This window comes from Devosia insulae DS-56 (assembly GCF_000970465.2).
Classification (GTDB): domain Bacteria; phylum Pseudomonadota; class Alphaproteobacteria; order Rhizobiales; family Devosiaceae; genus Devosia_A; species Devosia_A insulae.
Map to the genome: position 1 here is coordinate 1 of NZ_LAJE02000025.1, position 12,047 is coordinate 12,047.

Annotated in this window: 8 protein-coding genes; 2 read left to right on the forward strand and 6 right to left on the reverse strand. The window is 67.2% G+C overall.

What is annotated here, in order from left to right:
* Nucleotides 1–216: 216 nt before the first annotated feature.
* From VW23_RS00940 to VW23_RS00965, 6 genes are all read right to left on the reverse strand, one after another.
* Complete coding sequence (locus tag VW23_RS00940; RefSeq protein ID WP_069907727.1) at nt 217–660, reverse strand: MaoC/PaaZ C-terminal domain-containing protein; 444 nt, start codon at nt 658–660, stop codon at nt 217–219.
* Entirely contained in the window at nt 660–1,754 is a 1,095-nt protein-coding gene (locus VW23_RS00945) for an extracellular solute-binding protein (RefSeq protein WP_069907734.1), read from the reverse strand. The genes VW23_RS00940 and VW23_RS00945 overlap by 1 nt, the downstream gene beginning before the upstream one ends.
* Before the next feature lie 14 nt (nt 1,755–1,768).
* Nucleotides 1,769–2,920 (reverse strand): CaiB/BaiF CoA transferase family protein, encoded by a 1,152-nt coding sequence (locus VW23_RS00950; protein ID WP_069907728.1) that lies wholly within the window; start codon nt 2,918–2,920, stop codon nt 1,769–1,771.
* Nucleotides 2,917–3,492: a MaoC family dehydratase gene (locus VW23_RS00955; RefSeq protein WP_069907729.1), complete on the reverse strand. Its 576-nt coding sequence runs from the start codon at nt 3,490–3,492 to the stop codon at nt 2,917–2,919. The genes VW23_RS00950 and VW23_RS00955 overlap by 4 nt, the downstream gene beginning before the upstream one ends.
* Entirely contained in the window at nt 3,489–4,553 is a 1,065-nt protein-coding gene (locus VW23_RS00960; protein ID WP_069907730.1) for a Gfo/Idh/MocA family protein, read from the reverse strand. Before VW23_RS00960 ends, VW23_RS00955 begins: the two co-directional genes overlap by 4 nt.
* 72 nt (nt 4,554–4,625) lie before the next feature.
* Nucleotides 4,626–5,450, reverse strand: a complete 825-nt coding sequence (locus VW23_RS00965) for an amidohydrolase family protein (protein WP_069907731.1) — start codon at nt 5,448–5,450, stop codon at nt 4,626–4,628.
* Between the two features lie 307 nt (nt 5,451–5,757).
* Between VW23_RS00965 and VW23_RS00970 the strand changes: the two genes are divergently transcribed.
* Both VW23_RS00970 and VW23_RS00975 read left to right on the forward strand, forming a co-directional pair.
* Nucleotides 5,758–7,629 (forward strand): autotransporter assembly complex protein TamA, encoded by a 1,872-nt coding sequence (locus tag VW23_RS00970; RefSeq protein ID WP_069907732.1) that lies wholly within the window; start codon nt 5,758–5,760, stop codon nt 7,627–7,629.
* Nucleotides 7,626–11,939: a translocation/assembly module TamB domain-containing protein gene (locus VW23_RS00975; RefSeq protein WP_069907733.1), complete on the forward strand. Its 4,314-nt coding sequence runs from the start codon at nt 7,626–7,628 to the stop codon at nt 11,937–11,939. Before VW23_RS00970 ends, VW23_RS00975 begins: the two co-directional genes overlap by 4 nt.
* The last annotated feature ends 108 nt before the right edge of the window (nt 11,940–12,047 follow it).

Here is a 12,047-nt window from a genome sequence, read left to right on the forward strand (position 1 = left end):
CTATGACACGCCCTGGGTGCGGGCGGCAGATGGCCCGGCGCCGTTGCTGCGGCCGGAGCTTTAGCGCGCTTGCCTACCCCTCACCCTGACCCTCTCCCCAGAGGGGAGAGGGGACGTTGTGGCGCTGTCCGCGCGGCTATCGCCCCCTCGCCCCTCTGGGGAGAGGGCGGCGGAGAGGCCGAAGGCCTCGCCGCGGGGTGAGGGGAGCCAAGCGCGCTACCCCCGCCGCTGCGCCAGATAGATGTGATCGCACGCCAGCACCGTCTCGCCGCGCTGGTTGAGCACCCGCACCTCTTCGGTCACGCGCCCATACTGCGGGCGCTTCGGGTCGTCATCGAGCCCGGCAATGGTCAGCTCGGTGTGGATGGTGTCGCCGATGAATACCGGTTTGGGAAAGCGCAGGCGTTCGTAGCCATAGGTGAAGGCGAGCGGATTGATCTGCGTCGCCGTCAGCCCGATGCCGATGGCGAAGGTCATGGTGCCGTGGGCGATGCGCTGGCCGAATTCCGAGCTCTTCATGAACTCGGCGTCCATGTGGTGCGGGAAGAAATCGCCGGTGTGGCCGGCATGGACGACGAAGTCGGTCTCGGTGATGGTGCGGCCGCTGGTTTTGCGCACCTCGCCGACGACATAGTCTTCGAAGTGGCGTGGGCGCTCCATCAGAAACTCTCCCGAAACAGCCGATCGAGATAGGCGAGGATGGTCGCGGGCGCCTCACGCGCCAGCAAGCCGGCATTGAGCCGCTGCGATGCGGCGTCCTGGAACGCCATGTAGCCATGGTGCCGCGGGCGGACATAGGCGCCCTCGAGGGTTTGGCGGGTGCCGCGATAGAAATTGCCGGTCGCGGCGTTCACCGCCTCGTCTTCCCAGGCGGTGGCATGGCCGGGCTGGCCGCCGGAGCTGGCATAGAGGCTGCGCTGCACCTCAGCCGAGGCGACCCAGTAGGCATAGTCGATGGCGGCCTGCCGGTTCTGCGAGAAGGCGGAGACGGCGATGCCGGTGCCGCCGAGGGCCGAACCCCTGGCGCCGGGCAGCGGGATATCGGCGAAGTTCAGCTGCTGCGGGCGGAAGCCAGGAATGGCGTAGCTGACATAACCATAACCGAGCGGCATCAGCGCCAGCCTGGCATCCGGACGCGCCATCGCCTCGGAGGCGGTAATGGGGTCCATGGCGAAGTCGGCGGGATCGAGGTGTCGTGCAACTTCGGCCAGCATCTCGATGGCGCGAATGCCGGTCGCGGTGTCGACCAACGGGCCGTTCTCGACTGCGCAAGGCTGACCGAGATTGGCGGTCAGCGTGAAGAAACTCATCATCGAGTGCGGCGGCAGCAGCGGGAAGACGACGCGCCCGACCTTGGCCAGTGCCACCACGTCGTCCCAGCTTTTCGGCGCCTCGATCAGGTCGGCGCGATAGGCCATGACCTGCGTCGCGGCATCGATGGGGAACGCCCACTGGTGCCCGGCATAGGTGTAGCTCGGGTAGGACTGGCCGACCGAGCCTTCGGCCAGCGCCTGCCGCTCGGTCTCGCGGCCGGGGATGTCGAGCGGGGTTAGGCAGTTCTCGGCAACGATCTGGCCGACATGCGGGTGGTCGATGACGATCATGTCGTATTGGCGGGCCAGTTCCTCGACCGGGAAGGACTCGAAATCCTGGAGGCTCCGCTTGTCCCACTCGATGGTGACGCCGGTTTTCTCGGCCCAGGCTTTGGCGGTCGCCACCATCGGGTCATAGCCACGCGGGTGGCTCCAGGTCATGCCCTTCAGGATAGTCACAGGCCGAACTCCTTGCGGATCTCTGCGCTCTGCTCGCCGATCAGCGGGGCGGCGCGATACGTCTGGGGGCGCTGGCCGTCGATGCGGAGCGGCGAGCGGGTGGTGAGGATGGAGACGCCATCGTCGCGCGTGACGGTCTGCAACATATCGAGCGCTTTGAACCCTTCGTTCTCCAGGAGCTCGGGCCATTCCAGCACCTTGGCGCACCAGATATCGGCGGGCTCGAGGATCGCGAGCCATGCGGCGGTGGTGCGGGTCGCGAGGCGCTCAGCAATGATGCGCTTGATCTCGTCGCGGGCGCCGAACCAGCTTTTGGGATCGGCGGCGAAGGCGTCGAGCGCCGGCAGGTCGAGCAGGTCGCGGATCTTGCCGAGCGGGGTCATGGCGAGGGCGAGCCAGCCATCGGCGGTGGGGTAGACGCCGTAAGGCGCCGAGAGATAGGCGTGAGCCGAACGGAAGCCGGAGCGCTTCGGGGTGCGCCGGCCATCGTTCAAATGGGTGGTCAGCACCTCGAACTGGAAATCGACCAGCGCTTCGAGAAGGCTGGTTTCCACGTGTGCGCCTTGTCCGGTGCGCCCCTTCTTCACCAGCGAGGCGAGAATGCCCTGTGCCACCGCGGCGCCGGCCAGCATGTCGGCGATGGCGAGGCCGAACGGCACCGGACCCTGATCGTGATCGCCGTTGAGCCACATGACACCGGAGCGGGCCTGCGCCAAGAGGTCCTGGCCGGGGCGCTGCACCCAGGGCCCCTCGTCGCCATAACCTGTTATGGAGGCATAGACGATGCCCGGGTTGAGCGCTTTGACGCTGTCATAATCGAGGCCGAGGCGCTCGATGACGCCGGGGCGGAAATTCTGCAGCATCACATCGGCCTGGCCGAGCAGCTTTCGGAGCGCGGCGATGTCATCGGGGTTTTTGAGGTCGAGCGCCAGGCTCTCCTTACTGCGGTTGATGGCGTGAAAGATGGTCGAGTCGCCGCCGATCTCGGTGTCACTGAGATAGAGCCGGCGGCTCAGGTCGCCGCCATCGGGGCGTTCGATCTTTATGACGCGCGCGCCCAGATCCTGCAGGCGCAGCGAGGCATAAGGGCCGGAGAGGAACTGGCAGAGATCGACGACGAGCACGCCGTCGAGAGGGAGGCTGGTCATTTCTCGGCGGTCTTTGCTGTTTGGCCGCTGTCGCGAGCCTGCCCTTCGAAATCGGCTGGGTTGCGGTACTTCACGGTCTGCAGGTGCTCGCAGTAGAGCACCAGTTCGCCTTCGCCCTTGAACACTTCGTAGCTGGCGCGGATCAGGCCGAGCTCCTTGTATTTCGGGCGTTTTTCCATGTTGGTGCGAATGGCGTAGATGGTGTCGCCGATGAAGGTCGGCTTGATGAACCTCAGCTTGTCGTAGCCGTAGCTGAAGGCGTTGATGCAGTTGGTGGCGACGAGCCCCAGCCCGGCCGAGAAGACGAAGGCGCCGGCGACGAGGCGGCGGCCGAACTGGCCTTCGGTGGTGGCGAAGATCTCATCCGCCACATAGGGGTGCATGTCGGTGACCAGCGCGTTGAACTGCATGCTCTCGCCCTCCGAGATGGTGCGGCGGAGCGAACGGATTTTGTGGCCGACCTCGAAGTCCTCGTAGAACCAGTTCTCGGCGTTCCACACCGGCAGCCGGGCGTGCTCGCTGGGCATGGTGGTCGGGTTGGTCGAGTGAACACCGACGGTTGGCGTGCTCATGGGGATGACCTCACAGGGGTGGCGGGCAGGGCGGCGGACTCGAAGGCGGCTTCGGCCAGCGCCATGGTGTGCCAGGCGTCCTCGACTGAGGTGACGAGGCGGTCGTCCTCACCGGCAGCGTAACGCTGCAGGTTGCTCATCGTGCCGATGAAGGCGTGCGGGAACCAACGGCCCTGCAACGGCACCTGGGTCCAGTCATCATCACGACGGGTGATCCAGAGTTCGTCCGGTTCGCCCTCGGGGTAGTTGAGCAGCAGGCCGAGCTTCACCATGGCGGCCCCTTCGGTGCCCTCGATGCGAAAGCTCGCATCCTGGAAGCGGCGGCCGAAATCGTGGTTGTGATTGATCGAGAAGGTGACGCGCTGGTCGGGCGCGAAATCGAACAGCGCCGAGGTGCGGGTCTGGGCCAATGTGGTCGAGGGATGACCGAGCGTGCGGGCATGGACGCCGGTGGGGTTGCCCAGCAGCGCCCGCAACGTGTCGAGATAGTGGATCGAGTGCACCGCGATCTCGACCCGCGGCATGCCGACGAGGAACGGGAACAGCTGCCAGGGGGTGACGAGGCTGAGGTGCACCTCGACATCGATCGGCCGGCCGAGCCAGCCGCGCTGCAGCGCATCGGCGACGGCCAGCAGCATCGGCGAGAAGCGAAGCTGGAAGTTGACCGCGGCTTTTAGCGACTTGGCCCGGCAGAGGTTCAGGATGGCGGTGGCTTCGGCGAGGTCGCGGCCCATCGGCTTCTGCAACAGCACGGTGGCGCCATCGGGCAGCTTCGGCAGCACGTCGAGATGGGCAGCGGGGGGCAGGGCGAGGTCATAGACCGCATCGGGCGTGGCGATCGCCTCATCGAGCGAGGCGAAGGCGCGGGTGTCCCATTTCTCGGCGACGGCCCTGGCGCGGCCGGCATCGAGGTCGAACACACCCGCCACCGGCAGGTTGGCGAGCCGGTAAGCCGGCAGATGCGCATCGGTGACGATGCCGCCGGCGCCGATGATGACGATCGGTCTGGGGTTACCCGGCTGGGGCCAGCTTTGCCTGAGGGCTCCGACGTCGATGCTCACCTGCTCCTCACCTCGACCATTCTTATGTGAATGGGTATTTCACATATGGGCTGTTTGGGCAACGCTGATATATCAGAGACGGTAGATTCTCTCGGCGTTGCGGTGGAAGAGTTTCGCCTGCTCGTCCGGGCTGGCGCCGGCGACGATCTCCTGGGTTGCAGCGACCCAGCGGGCGAGGTCGGCGGTGAGGGTCAGCACCGGATAGTCGGAGCCCCAGACGACGCGATCCCAGCCGAAGCTTTCGATGATGTGCTCGACGAAGGGGCGGAGCGTGGCGGTGGTCCAGTCCGGCCCGGCATAGGCGACGATGCCGGAAATCTTGGCCGCCACGTTGGGCAGCGCTGCCAGCGCCTTGATCTCGCGCCGCCACGGGTCGAGCGCCTGGGCGGCCACATCGGGGACGCCGCAGTGATCGAGCACGAACTGCACCTCGGGGCAGCTTTCGACCAGCGCGCGGCCGACCGGTAGTTGCTTACTGAGCACGCAGAGGTCGAAGGGCAGGTGCCTGTCGGCGAGGCGACGGAGGTTGGCCCGGAACAGCTGGCCTTGGCTCAGCTCATCGGGTGAGGTGTGGAGGATGCGGCGAAAACCTTTGACGCCTTTGAGCGCGGCGAGGCGGTCGAGATATCCAGGGAAATCCGGGCTCTCGGGGCGGCACGCGGCGATGGCGCCGACGACCAGCGGATTTACCTCGAGGGCGTAGCGGGTTTCGGCCTCCATGTCGGCTTCGGCCACATCCACCTCCATGTGCAAGGCGGCCTCGATACCGAGCTTTTGTGCTTCAGCCGCAAAGGCTTCGGCCGGCCAGGCGCGGTTCAGCGCGCCGGCGCCGCCAAGCCAGGGGTAGGTGAAGTGATCCATGTGCACCAGGTGCAGGTGGGTATCGACGATGCGCATGCTTGACCTCCCATTTACTCTTCTCCGACGATAATGAGGTGCCGCAGAAGCGGCTATTACGCGTTCGTCGACAGCCAGTTAGGCGCGTGTCGTGATCGTGGATGCCGCATTATCGCCTCATAGTCGCCGCCCTTTGACGGTTGCTTGGGCTTGCGACATTTGATGGGACGTATCCCATCGGGCAACGGCGGGTCGGCCGGAGCTCACCACAGCAGCTGCCCGGGCCACGGGCGGGGTGAGTTTTCCGGGCAGCCGAGGGCAGGGGTAGTCGGGACTGTTACAGCGGCGGGTAAGAATCGGTCTGGCCATGCTGGCCCTGGCGCCATTGCTGGTGCCGGGCGCGTCGGCCTTTGAGTTCTTCGGCATCAAGCTGTTCGAGGATCAGAGCGAGATCGACGCCGATGCGGTGATCGGCGATCCGCAAACCTACACGGCAACACTTGAAACCACGGCGACCGGTGACGTGGCGAATGCCATCCGCGGCGCCTCGGCGCTGATCGCCGACCAGGCGACGCCGGCTTCCGGCGCGGCCGGGCTGCTCGCCAGGGCGCGCAGCGATTATCGGCGCATTCTCGCGGCGCTCTACAACCAGGGCTATTACGGCGGGGCGATCAGCATCCTGGTCGGCGGCAAGGAAGCGGCAAACCTGCCGGTCGATGCCGACCTGCCCGATCCGGTGGTGGTGGTGCTGAAGGTCGATGCCGGCCCGTTGTTCCGCTTCGGCAACGTCAAGATCACCAACCGCGCCCCCGTCGCCAGCGAGACCGGCGACGTGGTGGAGCAGCCCGAGATTGCCGGGTTCGGCGCCGGCCTCGTGGCGAGAGCCACGGTGGTCGGGCGGGCCGAGCAACTGGCCGTCGATGCCTGGCGGCAGCAGGGCTATGCCGAGGCGGCGGTGGTCGACCGGCAAGTGGTCGCCGACCACGGACGCGACACCGTCGATGTCACCATCACCGTGGCGCCGGGACGGCATGCGACGGTCGGGCCTGTGGGGGTCAGCGGGACGAACCGCATGGATCCTGATTTCGTCGCGCAGCAGACCGGGCTGATCGCCGGCGCCGATTACGACCCCGACGATATCGCGCGGGCCGAAAAGCGGCTGGCGCGGCTCGACGTGTTCCGCGCCATGCGGATCGAGGCGGCAGGCGCCATCGGTAATGACGGGGTGCTGCCGTTCAACGTCATCGTCGAAGAGCAGGCGGAGCGGCGCTTCGGCGTCGGCGCCACCTACTCGACCATCGACGGGCTGGGCATCGAAGGTTTCCACCTGTGGCGCAACCTGTTCGGGCGGGCCGAGCGGCTCAGGCTTGACGCCAAGGTCGCCGGCATCAACTGGCCGATCGCCACCGAAGAGTTCGACTACGCCTTTGGCGGCACCTTCACCAAGCCCGGGTTTCTCAACCCGGACAACGATCTGGTGGCGGCGGTGTCGGCCGAGCGCAGCGTCTTGCCGGCCTATACCGAGACCTCGGCTTCGGCGCGGGTGGGGCTGACGCAGTACCTGTTCGACCAGCTGACGCTCGATGGTTCGGCCTTCTACGAACGCTCGCTGTTCGAGGACGATTTCGGCACCCGCAACTTCTCGCTGGCCGGGCTCACCGGAGGGCTGATCTGGGATGCGCGCGACAACCCCCAGGATGCGACCGAAGGGTTCTACGTCAATGTGACGGCGGAGCCATTCTACGAGTTCTACTATGGCAACCCGGCATTCCGGACGACCGCCGAGGTACGTGGCTACCTCAGCGTCATGGGCGACAAGCAACTGGTGCTGGCCGGCCGCGCCAAGGTCGGGGCGCTGGTCGGGCCGGCGATCGATGAAATCCCGCCGGATCGGCTGTTCTTTGCCGGCGGTGGCGGTTCGGTGCGCGGCTATGGTTTCAAGAGCATCGGCGTCGATGGTCCCGGCGATACCGTCACCGGCGGCAAGTACCTGATCGAGGGCTCGCTCGAGGCGCGCTACAAGGTCACCAACGATATCGGCATCGTCGCCTTCGTCGATGGCGGCTATGTCGCAGCCGAGGAGTTCCCGGGCTTCGACCAGCTGCGCCTCGGTGTCGGCGCCGGCGTTCGCTACTATACCGGGCTCGGGCCGCTGCGGCTCGATGTGGCGGTGCCGCTCAATAAGCGGCCGGGCGATCCGGATTACGCCCTCTATGTCGGCATAGGACAGGCGTTTTGAAACGGGTCCTCGCCACCGGCATGATGCTCGGCTTCGGCCTTCTGGCCGCGATGCCGCTGGTCGCGCAGGACCAGGGCCAGATGACGGCCGAGCAGCAGAAGGACTGGTTCGTCGGCTTCGTCGAAGGCCAACTGTCGACCCCCGAGCGGCAGATCCGCATCTCCAACATCGATGGCGCGCTATCCTCGACCGCCTCGATCCGCGAGGTCACCATCTCCGACAAGGAGGGGGTGTGGCTCAGGGTAAACAACGCCGCAATCGACTGGGACCAGGGGGCGCTGTTCACCGGCCGCCTGCTGGTGCGGGCGCTCACCGCCGACAGCATCGAGTATCTGCGCAACGCCATCCCGAGCGGCGATCCGAACCTGCCGGCGCCGGAAGCGGCACCGCTGGCGATCCCGGATTTCCCGGTGGCGATCCAGCTCGACAAGCTGAGCGTGCCCAAGGTGACGTTCGGCGCGAACGTCTTCGGGCTCGGCTCGGAAATCTCGGTTGACGGCAGATTCCGGCTGGAAGGCGGCTCGCTCGATACCGCGCTCAATATCGTGCGGCTCGACGGGCCGGGCGGTAAGCTCGATGTCGCCGTCGCCTACAAGCGGGCCGACAACAGCATCGATGTCGGGGTGACGCTGACCGAGCCGCCGAACGGCATTCTCGCCAACCTCCTCAATATCGAGGGCAAGCCCGAGATGGCGCTGGCGGTCAACGGCTCCGGCCTGGTCGCCGACCTCCGGACCACCATGACGCTCGATGCCGGCGGCCAGCGGGCGCTCGAGGGACTGGCGACGATCGTCCAGAAGCCCGAAGGCATGGCGGTGGATGCCGATCTCGGCGGGCCGATCGGCATGCTGGTGGCGCCGGCCTATCAGCCGTTCTTCGGGGCAGAGACCTCGCTCAAGGCCTCGGCGCTGCTGCGCTCGGCCGGTGGCGTCGAGATTTCGGGGCTGAAGCTCAGCGGCGGGCAACTGGGGCTCGAAGCCTCGGGAACCACCACGGCAGACGGCTTCCTCAGCCGGCTGAACCTCGCGGCGACCATCGCCGATCCCGCCGGCAATCGCGTCATCCTGCCGGCGCCGGGCGCCGCGACCAGCATCGACAGCGCCACGCTCAAGGTGGATTTCGGCGGCGCGGGCAGCGACGAATGGTCGGCCGACCTCGTCGCCAACGGTTTTGCCAATGGCGGGCTCAAGGCGAGCGAGGTGACGCTGCGCGGCAATGGAGTTGCCAGCAACCTTGAGGACCCCGCGAGCCGCCGGCTGACCTTCAATGCCGATGGCATGGTCTCGGGGATCGTTTCCGCCGATGCCGATGTGCAGGCGGCTTTGGGCGACAGCGCCGGGCTCGGGCTCGCCGGGCTATGGAATGCGGGCGAGCCGCTGCAGCTGGCGCAGTTCCGGTTGGTCGGCAAGGCGCTGAGCCTCGGTGCAGCCGGCACCATCGACGACAATGTGTTCGACGGCCAGGTGGCGATCGAGACCAGCTCGATCGCGCCATTCTCGGGCGTCGCCGGGCGCGACCTCGATGGCGCCATGCACTTGACCGCCACCGGCACGGTCAGCCCGCTGATCGGCGGCTTCAACCTGCGGCTCGACGGCACCGCGGAAAACCTGGCGCTGTCGGAGCCGGCGCTCGACCAGGTGCTCGAGGGCACGGTAAAGCTCAGCGGCCGCGTGGCGCGCACCGCAGAGGGGCTCGAGGCGGAAGCGTTCCGCATCGCCAACGACAATGTGCAGATCGCCGCCGATGGCAGCTTCGCCACCGGCGCGGCGGATTTCAGCTTCAGTGCCGCGCTTGCCGACCTGGCGCTGGTTTCCGACCAGGCGAAGGGCGCGCTGACGCTCACCGGCACGGCGCGGGGCAAGGGCGCCATCGCGCTGGATATCGCGGCGAAAGTGCCAAGCGGCGCGCTGGCCGGCAAGACGCTCACGGACGCGGCGTTCGGTTTCACCGGGCAGCTCGCCGAGGACGGCACGCTCACCGGACAACTGAAGGGCGATGCGTTCCTCGAACGATTCCGCGTGGCGCTGGCCGGCGACGTTGCAGTGGACGCCAAGACCAAACGGCTGACAGGGTTGCGCTTCGAGGCCGGCCCGACGCTGGTGACCGGCGACGTGGTGCAGGATGCCGATGGGCTGCTGACCGGGGCGCTGAAGCTCGCCTCGCCCAATGTCACGACGGCTGCGGCATTGCTGCTGGTCGAAGCCACCGGCAGTGCCGATGCCTCGATCACCCTGACGCCGGCTGGCGGCAAGCAGAATGCCGAGATTATCGGCTCGATCGCCAAACTCGCGACCTCCGACATCGAGATCGGCGCCGCCGAGATCCGTGCTTCGGTGTCGGACCTGTTCGGCGTGCCAGCCATCGATGGCACCGTCAACGGCCGAGCTATCGCCGCCGGCGGCATCACTGTGGATACACTGCAGGCGCAAGCCTCGCGCACCGGCGATGCTACCGCGTTCGACCTCACGGCGGCGCTGGCCAACCGCACCAATGTGGCGCTGGTTGGCAGCCTCGCGCCGCTCGAGGCGGGCTATCGGCTGGCGCTCGAGCGGGCCGAGCTCAACCAGGGACAGCTGCGGGCCCGCCTCTTGCAGCCGACGGCGCTGGCGATTGCCGGCGACACGGTCCGCCTCGACGCGGTGCAGCTCGATGTCGGCGGCGGACGGATCTCGGCGACCGGCAGCGCCGGCGCGAAGCTCGATATCGCGCTCGACGTTGAGGCCCTGCCGCTGTCGATCGCCAATGCCATTGCGCCCGACCTCGGCCTTGCCGGCACGCTCAATGGCAGCGGCCGGATCACCGGCTCGGCCGCCGATCCGGCTGCCAGCTTCAGCATTTCCGGCTCGGGCGTTTCCGCTGCGGCGATCAGCGAGTTCGGCATTACGCCGATGCAGTTCTCCGGGGGCGGCAGCTTTGCCAAACAGACACTGGTGCTGGAAACCGCCTCGGCGCAGGGCGCCGGCGGGTTGCGGCTGACGGCCAACGGCCGGGTACCGCTCAATGGACGTGGACTTGCGATCGAGGTGCAGGGCTCGGCGCCGCTGGCGCTCGGCAACCGCTTCGTCGCCGATCGTGGTGGCCAGCTCAGCGGCGCCGCCAACCTCAATGCGCGGGTGACCGGCAGCCTCAGCGCGCCGCAGTTTGCCGGCACGGTTTCGACCAGCGGCTCGGGCTATATCGATCCGGTGTTGAACCTCAGGCTGGTTGATATTACCGGCCGCGCCAGCCTCGCCGGCAACCGCATCAATATCGACAGCCTGACGGCCGGGCTCGCCACCGGCGGGTCACTGTCGGTTGGCGGTTCGGTGGGGCTCGGCGCGGGCAACCCGGCCGATATCGCGGTGCGGCTCAACTCGGCGCGCTATGCCGATGGCAATATGTTCGTCGCCACCGTATCGGGTGACCTGGCGCTCAGGGGGCGGCTCGACGCCAGCCCGACCCTGTCGGGCAATGTGATGATCGAGAAGGCCGATATCACCATCCCGGATTCGCTCGGCGCCGCCGGGACGATCATCGACGCCAAGCACATTTATGCGCCGAAGCCGGTTCTGGTGACGCTGAAGCGCGCCGCCGTCACGGCGTCCGGCGCACCGCTGCCGCAGCGGCGGCCCTCGGTGGTGCAGCTCGACGTCAATGTCAGCGCGCCCAACCAGATCTTTGTGCGCGGTCGCGGGCTGGATGCCGAGGTCGGTGGCTCGGTGCGGCTCACCGGCTCGGTCAACGACATCCGGCCGGTCGGCGGCTTCCAGCTCAATCGCGGGCGGCTCGCCATTCTCGGCCAGCGCGTCACCTTCGAGGAAGGCTCGGTAACACTGGTCGGCGATCTCGACCCGTTCCTCGATTTCACCGCACGCACCCAAGGCGATGGCATCACGGTATTCGTCAATGTCACCGGTCGCGTCTCCGAGCTCGATATCGGCTTCAGCTCCAACCCGGCGCTGCCGGAAGACGAAGTGCTGTCACGACTGCTGTTCAGGCGCGCGATGGGTGAACTGACGCCGATCCAGTTGGCCAAGCTCGCCGGCGCCGCCGCGGAACTGGCCGGCGGTGGCGGCGGCTCGCTGGTCGACTCGCTCCGCGCCAAGGCCGGGCTCGACGATCTCGACGTCGTCACCAACGAAGACGGCAGCCTCGCGGTGCAGGCCGGCGCCTACCTCCAGGACAACATCTATCTGGGCGTGCAGGCCGGGGCGGACGGCAATTCGCGGGTGACGGTCAACCTCGACATCACCAAGGATATCCGGGCCAAGGTCTCGACCGGGACCGACGGGGATTCGAGCTTCGGCGTGTTCTACGAGAGCGATTATTAGGTGGCTGAGGACTCTCGGTAATCCTCCCCCGCGCGGCGGGGGAGGGGGACCAGCGACGCTGGTGGAGGGCTGTCTCCTATACTCCTCTGACGCTCCCGACGAGCGCTC

Excerpts from the sequence above, each read along its gene's own strand:
- VW23_RS00940 (WP_069907727.1), bottom strand. The coding sequence starts at position 660 with ATGGAGCGCCCACGCCACTTCGAAGACTATGTCGTCGGCGAGGTGCGC.
- VW23_RS00945 (WP_069907734.1), bottom strand. The coding sequence starts at position 1,754 with ATGACCTGGAGCCACCCGCGTGGCTATGACCCGATGGTGGCGACCGCC.
- VW23_RS00950 (WP_069907728.1), bottom strand. The coding sequence starts at position 2,920 with ATGACCAGCCTCCCTCTCGACGGCGTGCTCGTCGTCGATCTCTGCCAG.
- VW23_RS00955 (WP_069907729.1), bottom strand. The coding sequence starts at position 3,492 with ATGAGCACGCCAACCGTCGGTGTTCACTCGACCAACCCGACCACCATG.
- VW23_RS00965 (WP_069907731.1), bottom strand. The coding sequence starts at position 5,450 with ATGCGCATCGTCGATACCCACCTGCACCTGGTGCACATGGATCACTTC.
- VW23_RS00970 (WP_069907732.1), top strand. The coding sequence starts at position 5,758 with ATGCTGGCCCTGGCGCCATTGCTGGTGCCGGGCGCGTCGGCCTTTGAG.